This window comes from Pseudomonas sp. BCRC 81390 (genome assembly GCF_030341915.1).
In the GTDB taxonomy this organism is placed as follows: Bacteria; Pseudomonadota; Gammaproteobacteria; order Pseudomonadales; family Pseudomonadaceae; genus Aquipseudomonas.
Genome location: NZ_JATAAG010000002.1, coordinates 90669 through 105145 on the forward strand (window position 1 = coordinate 90669; position 14477 = coordinate 105145).

Consider the following 14477-nt stretch of genomic DNA (forward strand, 5'->3'; position numbering starts at 1 on the left):
GGGTTTTCAGCGCCTGTGACACCGAGCGCCGCGCAGGCGGCGCTGGATTTCACAGGCACTGCAAATCCAAAGGCAAGCCCTGGCCAGCGCTATCAGCCCGGACGCACAACCTCGCCAGTTGCCAGGTTACGAATCACGCTCGGGTTCTTCCGCCCACCCAACGCCCCACCCAGCACCAGGTCCAGCTGGCCATGGAAGTACTGCTCCACCCGCAACCGGGTCTTGGCCGCCGGGCGGCCGCCGGGGTTGCATGAGGTGGAAATCAATGGCCCCACCAATGCACACAGCTCCCGCACCAACGGGTGGTCGCTGACCCGCAGCGCCACCGTGTCATGCTGCCCGGTCACCCACTCTGGCAACAGGTCCTGGTGCGGCACCAACCACGTGTTCGGCCCCGGCCAGGTGCTGCCCATGCGGTCGATCCAGTCTTCGGGAAAATCCTCGAACAGGAAGTCGAACTGGCGGATATTGTCGGCTACCAGGATCAACCCTTTATCCACAGGCCGCGACTTCAGCGCCAGCAGGCGATACACCGCGTCCTCGTTCCACGGGTCGCAGCCCAGGCCCCAGACCGCTTCCGTCGGGTAGGCGATCACCGCGCCCGCCCGGATTTCACGTGCGGCTTGTTGCACTCGAAAACTGCTCACCATTTCTGTCACTCCACCTGTCAAACTTGCTTGCGAGCAGTGTACTTAGCCCGCGCGGGCAAACCAACGTCCGGCTTCATTGCTGACCCGGCCTTCCAACTCGAGTTCGGTAAGCTGCGCCAGCACATCGGCCAGCGGCTGCTCGCTGCAATGCGCCAGGCTTTCGCTGGTCTGTGGTGCAGCATGCAACAGGGCGAGCAGCGGATGGTCGAACTTGTCCACAACCGCTGGCGGCATATTTTGCCAGCCCTGCAGGCTCTGCAGAATCTGTTCCACACTTTCCACCAACAGTGCGCCGTCACGGATCAGCTGGTGGCAACCCCTGGCCCCTGGGTGGTGAATGGAGCCGGGGATGGCATACACCTCGCGTCCTTGCTCAGCCGCCAGGCGTGCAGTGATCAGCGAACCACTGGCCAGGCTTGCCTCGACAACCAGCACCCCAAGCGACAGGCCGCTGATGATGCGATTGCGCCGCGGGAAGTTTCCCGGCAAGGGTTCGGCATCCAGCGGGTATTCGGAGACCAGCGTGCTGCCATTTTCGATCATCGCCTGCGCAAGCGCCTTGTGGCGCTGTGGATAAAGTTTTTGCAGCCCCGTACCGAGCACCCCGATCGTACTTCCTCCGGCCTGCAATGCGGCCCGATGAGCGGCGCCATCGATACCCACGGCCAGCCCGCTGGTGATGGTAAAACCGGCCTGCGCCAAGTAGCGGGAAAACGCGCCAGCGTTGTCGATTGCCGGGGGTGAAGCACGCCTGCTACCCACAATCGCCAACTGCGGGCGCTCGAGCAAGGCCGGCTCGCCAGCGACGAAAAGCAACGGCGGAGCATCATCGATCTCGGCCAGTAACGGCGGGTAACCAGGGCCATCCCACATCAGTAAATGCTGGCCAGGGCGCTCTAGCCAGGCCATTGCAGCCAATGCGCCGTAACGTATTTCGGCGCTGCGTCGGGCATCGATGGTCGCCTGCGGTATGCCCAATGCACGCCAGGCACCGGCCGGTGCGCACAGGGCCGACGAGGCACTGCCAAAGGTTTCCAGCAAGCTGCGAAAACGTCGCAGTCCGGTGTCCGGCAGGCGGTGCAGGCGCAATCGCGCCTCCAGTTCGGCAGGTGGAATAGGCGACGAATGGTAATCAGGCATGGGGATCATCCTTGATCGAAACGGGGCCATCGACGTGGCACAAGCTGTGGATAACTTTGTTGATAACGCTTTGACAACCTGTCCATCGAACCGGCTATAAGCGGGCCTTGAAAACCCTAGTCGACCTTTGCCAGGTGCTGAAATCCGCGTTTCCCTTTATTATGTGTGCTCAGTTTTCAACCGAACGCACAGTGACCGCCTGACCTTATGGCCATCTTGAACATTCTCGAATTCCCGGACCCGCGCCTGCGCACCATCGCCAAACCGGTGACGGAGTTCGACGACGCTCTGCACCAGCTGATCGACGACATGTTTGAAACCATGTACGAAGCCCCCGGCATCGGCCTCGCCGCCACCCAGGTGAATGTGCACAAGCAGGTGGTGGTCATGGACCTCAGCGAAGACCGCAGCGAGCCGCGCGTCTTCATCAACCCCACGGTCGAAGAGCTGACCCATGACATGGGCCAGTACCAGGAAGGTTGCCTGTCGGTACCGGGCTTCTACGAGAACGTCGATCGTCCGCTGCGCGTGCGGGTCAAGGCCCAGGACCGCGACGGCAAGCCCTACGAGCTGGAATGCGAAGGCCTGCTGGCGGTGTGCGTTCAGCACGAATTCGATCACCTCAACGGCAAGCTGTTCGTCGATTACCTGTCGCAGCTCAAGCGCGACCGGATCAAGAAGAAGCTGGAAAAGCAGCACCGCCAGCAAGCCTGATCCCTACCTTCCAGAAGGCTTGCTCCGGCAAGCCTTTTTCTTTTTTGAAGCGAGAACTCCATGCGCATCGTCTTTGCAGGCACTCCAGAGTTTGCCGCCGAACACCTCAAGGCCCTGCTCGACAGCCCGTACGAGATCGTGGCCGTCTACACCCAGCCCGACCGCCCCGCTGGCCGTGGCCAGAAGCTCATGCCGAGCGCAGTCAAGGCGCTCGCCGTGGCCCATGATATTCCGGTGTTGCAGCCGCCGACGCTGCGCAATGCCGAGGCCCAGGCCGAGCTGGCCGCGCTGAAGCCAGACCTGATGGTAGTGGTGGCCTATGGCCTGATCCTGCCGCAGGCAGTGCTGGATATTCCGCGCCTGGGTTGCATCAACAGCCACGCCTCGCTGTTGCCACGCTGGCGCGGTGCCGCACCAATCCAGCGCGCCGTGGAAGCCGGCGACGCCGAGAGCGGTGTGACTGTGATGCGCATGGAAGCAGGCCTCGACACCGGCCCGATGCTGCTCAAGGTGGTCACCCCGATCAGTGCCGAAGACACCGGCGGTAGCCTGCATGACCGCCTCGCCGAAATGGGCCCGCCCGCCGTGGTGCAGGCCATCGCCGGCCTGGCCGACGGCTCGCTGCCGGGAGAAGTGCAGGACGATAGCCTGGCCACCTACGCGCACAAGCTGAACAAGGACGAAGCCCGCATTGACTGGAGCCGCCCGGCGGTCGAGCTGGAGCGCCTGGTCCGTGCCTTCAACCCATGGCCGGTTTGCCACAGCACCCTCGATGGCGAAAGTGTGAAAGTACTGGCTGCCAACCTGGCCGCCGGCCAGGGTGCGCCGGGCGAGATCCTGTCGGCTAGCAAGGACGGCCTGGTGGTCGCCTGCGGTGACCAGGCGCTGAGCCTCACCCGCCTGCAGCTGCCCGGCGGCAAGGCCTTGAACTTCAGCGACCTGTTTAACAGCCGCCGCGAGAAATTCGCCAGCGGCAAGGTGCTGGGCCAATGAACCCACGCCTCGCTGCCGCCCGCGCCCTGGCCGCCGTACTCAGCGGCAAGGCCTCGCTGAACAGCTCGCTGCCGGCGCAGCTGGACAAGGTCGATGAGCGTGACCGTGGCCTGACCCAGGATCTCGCCTTTGGCACCGCACGTTGGCAACCGCGCCTCGATCTGCTGGCCGCGCAGCTGCTGCAAAAGCCGTTCAAAGCCGCTGACGCCGATGTCCAGGCGCTGTTGCTGGTCGGTTTGTATCAGCTGTTCTATACCCGTATTCCGGCGCATGCCGCCATCGGCGAAACCGTGGGTTGTGCCGACAAGCTGAAGAAGCCCTGGGCCAAGGGTTTGCTCAATGCCGTGCTGCGTCGCGCCCAACGCGAAGGCGAGGAATTGCTGGCTGGGATGGAGCGCGACCCGGTGGTGCGCACCGCCCATCCACGCTGGCTGCAAAAATCGCTGAAAGCCTTCTGGCCGGAGCAGTGGGAAGCCATCTGCGCCGCCAACAACGCCCACCCGCCGATGATCCTGCGGGTCAACCGTCGACACCACAGCCGCGACGCCTACCTGGCGCTGCTGGCCGAGGCGGGCGTCGGCGCCAGCGCCTGCCAGTACAGCCGTGACGGCATCGTGCTGGCCGAAGCCTGCGATGTGCGTGGCCTGCCGGGCTTTGCCGAAGGCTGGGTAAGCGTGCAGGACGAAGCCGCGCAACTGTCCGCCGACCTGCTGGAGCTGGCCCCCGGCCAGCGCGTACTGGATGCCTGCTGCGCACCCGGCGGCAAGACTTGCCATCTGCTGGAGGCCGAAGCTGGGCTGGCCCAGGTGGTGGCCATCGACCTCGAAGCCAAGCGCCTGAGCCGGGTGCGCGAGAACCTCGACCGCCTCCAGCTCGACGCCGAGCTGATCGCCTGCGACGCACGCAACACTGCCAGCTGGTGGGATGGCAAGCCGTTCCAGCGCATCCTGCTCGATGCACCGTGCTCGGCCACCGGCGTGATCCGCCGTCACCCGGACATCAAGCTGACCCGTCAGGCCGAGGACATCCCGGCCTTGGCCACGCTGCAGGGCGAACTCCTCGATGCCCTGTGGCCGACCCTGGAAGTCGGCGGCATGCTGCTGTATGCCACTTGCTCCAGCCTGCCTACCGAGAACACCGACGTGATCGACGCGTTCCTCGCCCGCACGCCTGGCGCACGCGAGCTGGACCTGGCCACCACGGCCGGCCTGCGTCAGCCCCATGGCCGCCAGTTGCTGGCCCAGGAGGGCGGCCACGACGGCTTCTACTATGCCAAGCTGATCAAGATCGCCGCTTCGCGCGGATAGGAAAACAAGGTAGGGAGTAGCGGATGAAGATCATCATCCTCGGTGCAGGGCAGGTAGGCGGGACGCTGGCAGAGCACCTGGCGAGCGAAGCCAACGACATTACCGTGGTCGACACCGACGGCGACCGCTTGCGCGACCTGGGCGACCGCCTGGATATCCGCACCGTGCAGGGCCGCGGCTCGCTGCCCACGGTACTGCGCCAAGCTGGCGCCGACGACGCCGACATGCTGGTGGCGGTAACCAACAGCGACGAGACCAACATGGTCGCCTGCCAGGTGGCCTATTCGCTGTTCCACACACCGACCAAGATCGCCCGGGTGCGCGAATCGGCCTACCTCACCCGCGAAGAGCTGTTCGACAACGACCATATTCCGGTCGACGTGCTGATCAGCCCGGAACAGGTCGTGACCAACTACATCAAGCGCCTGATCGAACACCCTGGCTCGCTGCAGGTGATCGACTTTGCCGAAGGCAAGGCCCAGCTGGTGGCGGTGAAGGCCTACTACGGCGGCCCGCTGGTGGGGCAGCAACTACGCCAGATACGTGCCCACATGCCAAATGTCGACACCCGGGTGGCGGCCATCTTCCGCCGCGACCGCCCCATCACGCCACGGGGTGACACGGTGATCGAAGCCGACGATGAAGTGTTCTTCATCGCCGCCAAGAAGGACATCCGCGCGGTAATGGGCGAACTGCGCCGCATCGACGAAACCAACAAGCGCGTGGTCATCGCCGGCGGCGGGCAGATCGGCGAGCGCCTGGCCGAAGCCATCGAAAGCCGTTACCAGGTGAAGATCATCGAGATGAGCCCGGCCCGTTGCCGGCACCTTTCCGACACCCTGGAAAGCACCGTGGTGCTGCAGGGCAGCGCCTCGGACAAGGACCTGATGCTCGAGGAGAACATCGCCGATGCCGACATCTTCCTGGCCCTGACCAACGATGACGAAGCCAACATCATGTCGTCGCTGCTGGCCAAGCGCCTGGGTGCGCGCAAGGTGATGACCATCATCAACAACCCGGCCTATGTCGACCTGGTGCAGGGCGGCGAGATCGATATCGCCATCAGCCCGCAGCTGGCCACCATCGGCACCCTGCTGGCGCATGTACGCCGCGGCGACATCGTCAGCGTGCACTCGCTGCGTCGCGGGGCAGCCGAGGCCATCGAGGCGGTCGCACACGGCGATGCGAAGTCGAGCAAAGTGGTTGGCAAGGCCATCGAAGACATCACCCTGCCGCCGGGCACCACCATCGGCGCGATCATTCGCGCCGAGGAAGTGATCATCGCCCACGACGACACCCGCATCGAATCGGGCGACCACGTGATCCTGTTCGTTGTGGATAAAAAGCATATCCGGGATGTGGAGAAGCTGTTCCACGTTGGCTTGAGTTTCTTCTAGGAAAACAGGGCATGCGCGAATCGCTGGAGAAGATGCTGGCCAAGGGTGTGGATAACCCCTTGCTGAGGTTTGGCCTGGGCAAGGCCTGGCTGGACGAGGGCAATGGCGCTGAAGCCGCCGTGCACCTGGCGCGGTGCGTGGAGCAAGACCCGAAATACTCGGCGGCGTGGAAGCTGCTGGGCAAGGCGTACCAGTTGCAGGGTGACCTGGCGGCGGCGCGCATGGCCTGGGAGGAGGGGATCGTGGCGGCGCAGGCACATGGCGACAAGCAGGCCGAGAAAGAGATGACGGTGTTCCTGAAGAAGCTCAACAAGTTTTGAGATCGCCGGGGCTGCCTTGCAGCCCATTCGCGGGACAAGCCCGCTCCCACAGTGGCCTTGGTCAAACCGATCTATCGTGGGAGCGGGCTTGCCCCGCGAATGGGGCGCAAAGCGCCCCCAAGGTTCTCAATACCAGCGCGGCTCGCCGGCCGGGCGCTTCTTGAAGCGCTTCATGCTCCACATGTACTGGCTCGGATACTCACGCACATAGCGCTCGACCACCTTGCTCATGGCTGCCGCCGACACGTTCACATCGGTGCTGTACATCTCTTCCGGCGCCGCCTCCAGGAACACCTTGAAGCCCGAACCGTCCGGCAAGCGCAGGGCATGCAGGAACACTCCCACCGCCTTGCCACCGGCCAGCATGTTCGGCACGAACTTGCTGGTCAGCGCCTGGGTCCCGAGAAACGGCACGAACACGCCGGCCGACTCCGCCGGTTCCGGGTCGGCAGGAATGCCCACCTGACCGCCACGGCGCACCTCTTTGATGACGCTGAGGATGCCTTCCTTGGTCGAAGGCGCCACGCGGTTGCCCATCTGCACGCGCTGCTCACGCAGCAGGTCGTCCACCGCCTTGAGCTTCGGCGGGCGGTAGAAGATGATCGGTTTGCACTGGTTGCAGTAGAAGTGATTCAGCACTTCCCAGTTGCCCAGGTGGCTGGTGATGCCGACCACGCCCTTGCCCGAGGCCAGGGCCTGCTCCAGCACTTCCAGGCCATGCACCTCCTTGACCAGCGCCAGTGAGCGTTGCGGCGGCCAGATCCAGGCACAGGCACTTTCGACGAAGGATTTGCCGATATCTTTCAGCGCACGGCCGACCAGTTGCTCACGCTCGGCCGGGTCCATCTCCGGAAAACACTTGGCCAGGTTGATGCGCACGACATTGCGCGAGCCATTGGGGATTTTCCACATCAGCCAGCCGATACCCGCGCCGACGCGCTGCACAGCGCCCCAGGGCAGCTTGGCAAACAGACGCAGCACCCCGACCATCAGGGCGCCCTTGAACTTTTCCACAGGCGAATTCCTTATTTCAGCAAGGCGCGCATTGTAACCCCTCAGCGCAACAAGGCGGCGTAGCGATCGCAATCGGTGGTGTGGTCCATGACCATGCCGGTGGCCTGCATGAAGGCGTAACAGATGGTTGGGCCAACGAAGGTGAAGCCGGCCTTCTGCAGGGCCTTGCTCATGGCCTTGGCCTCCTCGGTTACCGCTGGCACCTCACTGCGGCTGGCGAAATGGTTGATCTTCGGTTGCCCGCCAACGAACGACCAGAGCCATTGTGCAGGGTTATCCACAGCCAGCCAGGCCTGCGCATTGCGCCGCGCAGCCTTGAGCTTGAGGCGGTTGCGGATGATGCCGGTGTCCTGCATCAGCGCTTCGATCCGTTCGTCGCTCATGGCCGCCAGTTGCACGGGATCGAAGCCATGCAGCACCTCGCGATAGCGATCGCGTTTGCGCAAAACGGTGATCCAGGAAAGCCCGGCCTGGAACCCTTCGAGCAAAAGCATCTCGAACAGCAACGCCGGGTCGCGCTGGGGCGTTCCCCATTCCTGGTCATGGTAGGCCTGGTACAACGGATCGTCGGTACACCAAAAGCAGCGTGGCATAAGGCTCCAATGAGTAGAGGGCGAGGCGAATCAGGTTATACTCCCGCTCTTTACATCCGCATCCCCAGATACAGGTGAATTTCGTGAGCCAGCCTACGCCAGCCGTGCGTACCTTCCAAGACCTGATCCTCGCCCTGCAGAACTACTGGGCCGAGCAAGGTTGTGTGGTGCTTCAGCCCTACGATATGGAAGTAGGCGCCGGCACATTCCACACCGCCACGTTCCTGCGCGCCGTGGGCCCAGAAACCTGGAACGCCGCCTATGTGCAGCCTAGCCGTCGCCCTGCCGACGGGCGGTATGGCGAGAACCCCAACCGCCTGCAGCACTACTACCAGTTCCAGGTCGTACTGAAGCCGAACCCGGCCAACTTCCAGGAGCTGTACCTCGGCTCGCTGAAAGCCATCGGCCTGGACCCGCTGGTGCACGACATTCGCTTCGTCGAAGACAACTGGGAATCGCCGACCCTGGGCGCCTGGGGCCTGGGCTGGGAAATCTGGCTCAACGGCATGGAAGTCACCCAGTTCACCTACTTCCAGCAGGTGGGCGGCATCGAGTGCTACCCGGTTACCGGTGAAATCACCTACGGCCTGGAGCGCCTGGCCATGTACATCCAGGGCGTCGACTCGGTGTACGACCTGGTATGGGCCGACGGCCCGTTCGGCAAGGTCACCTACGGCGACGTGTTCCACCAGAACGAAGTGGAGCAGTCGACCTACAACTTCGAACACGCCAACGTCGAGAAGCTGTTCGAACTGTTCGATTTCTACGAAAGCGAAGCCAACCGCCTGATCAAGCTGGAGCTGCCGCTGCCGACCTATGAAATGGTTCTGAAGGCCTCGCACACCTTCAACCTGCTGGACGCCCGCCGCGCCATCTCGGTAACCGAGCGCCAGCGCTACATCCTGCGTGTACGTACCCTGGCCCGGGACGTGGCGCAAAGCTATCTGCAAGCCCGCGCACGCCTGGGCTTCCCGATGGCCACCCCCGAACTGCGTGACGAAGTGTTGGCTAAGCTGGAGGCTGCACAATGAGTGCTCAAGATTTCCTGGTTGAACTGGGCACCGAAGAGCTGCCACCCAAGGCCCTCGCCAGCCTCGGCGAAGCCTTCCTGGCCGGCATCGAGAAGGGCCTGCAGGCGGCAGGCCTGAACTACACCGGCAAGCAGGTTTATGCTGCGCCGCGCCGCCTGGCCGTGCTGATCCGCCAGCTGGACGTGCAGCAGCCAGACCGCAGCATCAACATCGACGGCCCGCCCCTGCAGGCGGCATTCAACGCCGAAGGCGAGCCGACCCAGGCGGCCCTGGGCTTTGCCAAGAAGTGCGGTGTGGAACTGGCCGAAATCGACCAGAGCGGCCCCAAGCTGCGCTTCTCCCAGCACATTCCAGGCAAGGCCACCGCTGGCCTGCTGCCAACCATCGTCGAAGATTCGCTGAACGACCTGCCGATTCCCAAGCGCATGCGTTGGGCAGCCAGCCGTGAAGAGTTCGTGCGCCCGACCCAATGGCTGGTAATGCTGCTGGGCGACCAGGTGGTCGACTGCACCATCCTGTCGCAGAAGGCTGGCCGCGAATCCCGTGGCCACCGCTTCCACCACCCGCAAAACGTGCTCATCACCACCCCGGCCAACTACGTCGAAGACCTGCGCAAAGCCTACGTGCTGGCCGACTTCGCCGAGCGCCGCGAGCTGATCAGCAAGCGTACCGCCGAGCTGGCCATGCAGCAGGAAGGTACCGCCATCGTGCCACCGGCGCTGCTGGACGAAGTCACCGCCCTGGTCGAATGGCCGGTGCCGCTGGTGTGCTCGTTCGAGGAACGTTTCCTCGAGGTGCCGCAAGAAGCCCTGATCACCACCATGCAGGACAACCAGAAGTACTTCTGCCTGCTGGACAGCGAAGGCAAGCTGCTGCCGCGCTTCATCACCGTGGCCAACGTCGAGAGCCGTGACCCGAAGCAGATCGTGCAGGGTAACGAGAAGGTCGTGCGCCCACGCCTGACCGACGCCGAGTTCTTCTTCAAGCAGGACAAGAAGCAGCCGCTGGAAACCTTCAACGAGCGCCTGAAGAACGTGGTGTTCCAGGCTCAGCTGGGTACCGTGTACGACAAGGCCGAGCGCGTTTCCAAGCTGTCTGCCTTCATCGCCCCGCTGATCGGCGGCAACGCCCAGCGCGCCGGCCGCGCCGGCCTGTTGTCGAAATGCGACCTGGCCACCGAAATGGTTGGCGAATTCCCTGAAATGCAGGGTGTCGCCGGTTACTACTACGCGCTCAACGACGGTGAGCCGGAAGACGTCGCCCTGGCCCTGAACGAGCAGTACATGCCGCGCGGTGCTGGCGCCGAGCTGCCGCAGACCCTCACCGGCGCGGCCTTGGCCATCGCCGACAAGCTCGATACCCTGGTCGGCATCTTTGGTATCGGCATGCTGCCCACCGGCAGCAAGGACCCGTACGCCCTGCGCCGTGCCGCCCTGGGCGTGCTGCGCATCCTGATCGAGAAGCAGCTGGACCTGGACCTGACCGCTGCGGTCGACTTCGCGGTCAAGCAGTACGGGGCCAAGGTCAAGGCCGCCGGCCTGGCCGAGCAGGTGCTGGAGTTCATCTTCGATCGCCTGCGTGCACGCTACGAAGACGAAGGCATCGACGTTGCCACCTACCTGTCGGTACGGGCCCTGCAGCCACGCTCGGCGCTGGACTTCGACCAGCGCGTGCAGGCCGTGCAGGCGTTCCGCAAGCTGCCGGAAGCCGAGGCCCTGGCTGCGGTGAACAAGCGCGTTTCGAACTTGCTGAGCAAGGCCGAAGGCGCTATCGCCGACCAGGTCGAGCCGAAGTACTTCGACAACGCCAACGAGTTCTCCCTGTACTCGGCCATCCAGCAGGCCGACCAGGCCGTGCAACCGATGGCTGCTGCCCGCCAGTACAGCGAATCGCTGGCCCGCCTGGCAGCCCTGCGTGATCCGGTCGACGCCTTCTTCGAGGCGGTGATGGTCAACGCCGAGGACGCCAAGGTACGTGCCAACCGTTATGCCCTGCTCAGCCGTCTGCGCGGCCTGTTCCTGGGCGTGGCCGACATCTCGCTGCTGGGGTAAGCCTTGAAACTGCTGATTCTCGACCGTGACGGGGTGATCAACCATGACTCCGACGCCTACATCAAGACGCTGGAAGAATGGGTGCCGATCCCTGGCTCGGTCGCAGCGATCGCGCAGTTGAGCAAGGCGGGCTGGACGGTGGCTGTCGCCACCAACCAGTCCGGCATTGCCCGCGGCTACTACCCGCTGGCCACCCTCGAGGCCATGCATACGCGCCTGCGCGAACTGGTGGCCGAGCAAGGTGGCGAGGTGGGCCTCATCGTGTATTGCCCGCACGGGCCGGACGAAGGCTGCGATTGCCGTAAACCCAAGCCTGGCATGCTGCGGGCGATTGCCGAGCATTACCAGGTCGGCCTTGAAGGCGTCTGGTTCGTCGGCGACAGCCAGGGTGACCTGGAGGCTGCCTTGGCTGTCGGTGCCCAACCGGTGTTGGTGAAAACCGGCAAGGGCGAGCGGACCCTGGAAAAAGGCGTGCCGGAAACTACACTGATTTTCGACGATCTGGCAGCTATCGCCAGAGAACTAATTTAAACAGTGCGCCTTCGGGCGCATTTTTCTCAGGCGGGCATGCCCCGCAATGGTACAAGCCACTATGTCGATCCTGCAGGCGATCAGAATCTTTCTTTTTTACCTGCTGCTGGGCACCAGTTCGCTGCTGTGGTGCTCGCTGAGCTTCTTCATCGCACCGTTCCTGTCCTTCCCCAAGCGCTACACGTTCATCAACGTGTACTGGTGCCGCTGCGCCTTGTTCCTGGTGCGCACCATCCTGGGCATCGATTACAAGGTCACCGGCGCCGAAAACGTGCCGGATGAGCCTTGCGTGATCCTGTCCAACCACCAGAGCACCTGGGAAACCTTCTTCCTTTCCCAGTACTTCTCGCCGCTGAGCCAGGTGCTCAAACGCGAGCTGTTGTACGTGCCGTTCTTCGGCTGGGCCATGGCCATGCTGCGGCCGATCGCGATCAACCGTGACAACCCCAAGGAAGCCCTGCGCCAGGTGGCGAGCAAAGGTGATGAACTGCTCAAGCAGAAAGTGTGGGTGCTGATCTTCCCGGAAGGTACCCGCGTACCGTTCGGCACCATCGGCAAGTTCTCCCGTGGCGGTACTGCCTTGGCGGTAAACGCCGGGCTGCCGGTGCTGCCGATCGCGCACAACGCTGGCAAATTCTGGCCAAAGACCGGTTGGGGCAAACGCGCAGGCACGATCGAGGTGGTCATTGGCGAACCGATGTACGCCAACGGCACTGGGCCACGTGCAATCGCCGAACTCAATGACCGCGCCGCAGCATGGAATGAAGCGACCCAGCGGGCCATGGGTTCGCTGCCTCCAGCAGAGGAAAACCCTCAGGAACAACTGGCCTGATCATCTGTGGATAACTTGTGTGCAATTTTTGGATGAAATGCTGGAAGTGCACGCTAAGACATTGAATTAGCTACTTATTTTTCTGTATGACCTTTTTTTGAAAATCGTGCATAAGTTTTTTCGGGGCATAAAAAAACCGGCTTTTACAGCCGGTTTTTTTATAGGGGATTGAGTAGCAGCGCCCTTGCGCGTTTGCCGTCAGACCTTGTCGATATCCACATCCTTGGTTTCTTTAAGGCAGAAGATTCCCACCACCAGGCTGACCCCGGTCACCAGCACCGGGTACCACAGCCCATAGAAAATATCCCCGGTATACACCACCAGCGCGAACGACACCGTTGGCAGGAAGCCACCAAACCAGCCGTTACCGATGTGATAGGGCAGCGACATGGAGGTGTAGCGGATGCGGGTCGGGAACAGTTCGACCATCACCGCCGCCAGCGGGCCGTAGGTCATGGTGGCGATCAGGATCATTGCCACGATCAGCACCACCACCATCACCTGGTTGACCTGTGACGGGTCAGCCTTGGCCGGGTAGCCGGCCTGCTCCACCGCCGCGCGCATGGCGGCTTCGTCAAAGCCGTTGATGGTCTTGTCACCAATGTTCACCACCACTTCGCTGCCGGCTACATCCACCGAGCTGTAGGGCAGGCCCTGCTTGACCAGGAAAGTCTTGACCTTGTCACAGGGGCTGTCGAAACGCGCCTTGCCCACCGGGTCGAACTGGAAGGTGCAGCCTTGCGGATCGGCAGTGACCACGATCGGCGCCTGGCGGCTGGCGGCGTCGATCTGTGGGTTGGCGTAATGGCTCAGCGCCTTGAACAGCGGGAAGTACAGTACGGTGGCCAGCAGCAACCCGAGCATCAGGATCGGCTTGCGGCCAACACGGTCCGACAACCAGCCGAAGAACACGAAGAACGGCGCGCCGATCACCACGCTGATGATCAGCAGGGTATTGGCCTGGGCCGGGTCCATCTTCAGCATCTGGGTCATGAAGAACAGCACGTAGAACTGCGCCGTGTAGAAAGTCACAGCCTGCCCGGCGTTAATGCTGAACAAGGCGGTAAGTACCACCTTGAGGTTCGGCCAGGAGGTGAACGACTCACGAATCGGCGATTTGCTGACCTTGCCCTGGGCCTTCATTTTCACGAAGGCCGGCGACTCATGCATGCTCATGCGGATCCAGGTGGAAATGGCCAGCAGCACGATCGACAACAGGAACGGCAGGCGCCAGCCCCAGGTCTCGAACTGGTCGCCACTGATATAGCGGCTGCCCAGCACGACCACCAGCGACAGCAACAGCCCGAGCGTGGCAGTGGACTGAATGAATCCGGTGTGGAAGCCACGCCTGCCGGGCGGTGCATGTTCGGCCACATAAGTGGCCGCACCGCCGTACTCACCACCCAGCGCCAGCCCCTGCAGCATGCGCAGAACCACCAGGATGATCGGTGCGGCAATGCCGATGCTGGCGTAGTTGGGCAACAACCCGACGGCGAAGGTGGACAGGCCCATTAGCACGATAGTGACCAGGAAGGTGTACTTGCGCCCGATCATGTCGCCCAGACGGCCGAACACCAATGCACCGAACGGCCGGACCAGGAAGCCGGCCGCAAAGGCCATCAAGGCCAGGATGAACGCGGTGGTGTCGTTTACACCCGCAAAGAACTGCTTGCTGATGACTGCCGCCAGCGCGCCATAGAGAAAAAAGTCATACCACTCGAACACCGTCCCGAGGGATGACGCGAAAATGATCTTGCGTTCTTCACGACGGCTGGGGCTGCTGGCCGTCGCGCTCTGCTCGTGGATGTAATCCGACATCGTTGCTGTCCTCGGCCCGCAGGCCACAGTGATTATTGTTGTTGTTCCACTGTCGGCGGCTTTCGACCGCAAGCCGCCGGTTTTTG

General features: G+C 63.0%; 14 protein-coding genes. 9 read left to right on the forward strand and 5 right to left on the reverse strand.

Annotated elements, in window-relative coordinates:
* Nucleotides 1-92: 92 nt before the first annotated feature.
* Nucleotides 93-650: an L-threonylcarbamoyladenylate synthase type 1 TsaC gene (gene tsaC / locus QSV36_RS00685; RefSeq protein ID WP_225779847.1), complete on the reverse strand. Its 558-nt coding sequence runs from the start codon at nt 648-650 to the stop codon at nt 93-95.
* A gap of 42 nt (nt 651-692) precedes the next feature.
* Nucleotides 693-1790 (reverse strand): DNA-processing protein DprA, encoded by a 1098-nt coding sequence (gene dprA, locus QSV36_RS00690; protein ID WP_289128962.1) that lies wholly within the window; start codon nt 1788-1790, stop codon nt 693-695.
* A gap of 207 nt (nt 1791-1997) precedes the next feature.
* On the opposite strand from dprA, the gene def reads away from it, so the two are divergent.
* Genes def through QSV36_RS00715 form a run of 5 tightly spaced genes read left to right on the forward strand, consistent with a single transcriptional unit; the run spans nt 1998 to nt 6521 of the window.
* Nucleotides 1998-2504, forward strand: a complete 507-nt coding sequence (def, locus tag QSV36_RS00695; RefSeq protein ID WP_225779845.1) for a peptide deformylase — start codon at nt 1998-2000, stop codon at nt 2502-2504.
* A 60-nt stretch (nt 2505-2564) separates the two neighbouring features.
* A complete protein-coding gene (gene fmt / locus QSV36_RS00700; RefSeq protein ID WP_289128966.1) occupies nt 2565-3497 on the forward strand; it encodes a methionyl-tRNA formyltransferase in 933 nt (310 codons plus the stop codon).
* Complete coding sequence (gene rsmB / locus QSV36_RS00705; RefSeq protein WP_289128969.1) at nt 3494-4804, forward strand: 16S rRNA (cytosine(967)-C(5))-methyltransferase RsmB; 1311 nt, start codon at nt 3494-3496, stop codon at nt 4802-4804. Before fmt ends, rsmB begins: the two co-directional genes overlap by 4 nt.
* Before the next feature lie 23 nt (nt 4805-4827).
* Nucleotides 4828-6201, forward strand: coding sequence for a Trk system potassium transporter TrkA (gene trkA, locus QSV36_RS00710; RefSeq protein WP_289128971.1), 1374 nt, complete (start codon nt 4828-4830; stop codon nt 6199-6201).
* Nucleotides 6202-6212: 11 nt separating this feature from the next.
* Nucleotides 6213-6521 (forward strand): tetratricopeptide repeat protein, encoded by a 309-nt coding sequence (locus QSV36_RS00715; RefSeq protein WP_289128974.1) that lies wholly within the window; start codon nt 6213-6215, stop codon nt 6519-6521.
* Between the two features lie 126 nt (nt 6522-6647).
* Here QSV36_RS00715 and QSV36_RS00720 read toward each other — a convergent pair whose 3' ends face one another.
* A complete protein-coding gene (locus tag QSV36_RS00720; RefSeq protein WP_289128977.1) occupies nt 6648-7535 on the reverse strand; it encodes a lysophospholipid acyltransferase in 888 nt (295 codons plus the stop codon).
* Between the two features lie 41 nt (nt 7536-7576).
* Nucleotides 7577-8128: a DNA-3-methyladenine glycosylase I gene (locus tag QSV36_RS00725; RefSeq protein WP_289128980.1), complete on the reverse strand. Its 552-nt coding sequence runs from the start codon at nt 8126-8128 to the stop codon at nt 7577-7579.
* A gap of 83 nt (nt 8129-8211) precedes the next feature.
* On the opposite strand from QSV36_RS00725, the gene glyQ reads away from it, so the two are divergent.
* Genes glyQ through QSV36_RS00745 form a run of 4 tightly spaced genes read left to right on the forward strand, consistent with a single transcriptional unit; the run spans nt 8212 to nt 12573 of the window.
* Nucleotides 8212-9159 (forward strand): glycine--tRNA ligase subunit alpha, encoded by a 948-nt coding sequence (glyQ, locus tag QSV36_RS00730; protein WP_023377955.1) that lies wholly within the window; start codon nt 8212-8214, stop codon nt 9157-9159.
* Complete coding sequence (glyS, locus tag QSV36_RS00735; RefSeq protein ID WP_289128983.1) at nt 9156-11210, forward strand: glycine--tRNA ligase subunit beta; 2055 nt, start codon at nt 9156-9158, stop codon at nt 11208-11210. Before glyQ ends, glyS begins: the two co-directional genes overlap by 4 nt.
* 3 nt (nt 11211-11213) lie before the next feature.
* Nucleotides 11214-11741 (forward strand): D-glycero-beta-D-manno-heptose 1,7-bisphosphate 7-phosphatase, encoded by a 528-nt coding sequence (gene gmhB, locus QSV36_RS00740; protein WP_289128984.1) that lies wholly within the window; start codon nt 11214-11216, stop codon nt 11739-11741.
* A gap of 46 nt (nt 11742-11787) precedes the next feature.
* A complete protein-coding gene (locus QSV36_RS00745) occupies nt 11788-12573 on the forward strand; it encodes a lysophospholipid acyltransferase family protein (protein ID WP_289128986.1) in 786 nt (261 codons plus the stop codon).
* 198 nt (nt 12574-12771) lie between these two features.
* Here the strand turns inward: QSV36_RS00745 and QSV36_RS00750 are convergent, their stop codons facing one another.
* The gene (locus tag QSV36_RS00750; protein WP_289128987.1) at nt 12772-14391 is read right to left on the reverse strand and encodes an MFS transporter; all 1620 of its coding nucleotides are present in this window, start codon (nt 14389-14391) and stop codon (nt 12772-12774) included.
* Nucleotides 14392-14477 lie beyond the last annotated feature (86 nt).

Excerpts from the sequence above, each read along its gene's own strand:
- tsaC (WP_225779847.1), bottom strand. The coding sequence starts at position 650 with ATGGTGAGCAGTTTTCGAGTGCAACAAGCCGCACGTGAAATCCGGGCG.
- dprA (WP_289128962.1), bottom strand. The coding sequence starts at position 1,790 with ATGCCTGATTACCATTCGTCGCCTATTCCACCTGCCGAACTGGAGGCG.
- def (WP_225779845.1), top strand. The coding sequence starts at position 1,998 with ATGGCCATCTTGAACATTCTCGAATTCCCGGACCCGCGCCTGCGCACC.
- fmt (WP_289128966.1), top strand. The coding sequence starts at position 2,565 with ATGCGCATCGTCTTTGCAGGCACTCCAGAGTTTGCCGCCGAACACCTC.
- rsmB (WP_289128969.1), top strand. The coding sequence starts at position 3,494 with ATGAACCCACGCCTCGCTGCCGCCCGCGCCCTGGCCGCCGTACTCAGC.
- trkA (WP_289128971.1), top strand. The coding sequence starts at position 4,828 with ATGAAGATCATCATCCTCGGTGCAGGGCAGGTAGGCGGGACGCTGGCA.
- QSV36_RS00715 (WP_289128974.1), top strand. The coding sequence starts at position 6,213 with ATGCGCGAATCGCTGGAGAAGATGCTGGCCAAGGGTGTGGATAACCCC.
- QSV36_RS00725 (WP_289128980.1), bottom strand. The coding sequence starts at position 8,128 with ATGCCACGCTGCTTTTGGTGTACCGACGATCCGTTGTACCAGGCCTAC.
- glyS (WP_289128983.1), top strand. The coding sequence starts at position 9,156 with ATGAGTGCTCAAGATTTCCTGGTTGAACTGGGCACCGAAGAGCTGCCA.
- QSV36_RS00745 (WP_289128986.1), top strand. The coding sequence starts at position 11,788 with ATGGTACAAGCCACTATGTCGATCCTGCAGGCGATCAGAATCTTTCTT.
- QSV36_RS00750 (WP_289128987.1), bottom strand. The coding sequence starts at position 14,391 with ATGTCGGATTACATCCACGAGCAGAGCGCGACGGCCAGCAGCCCCAGC.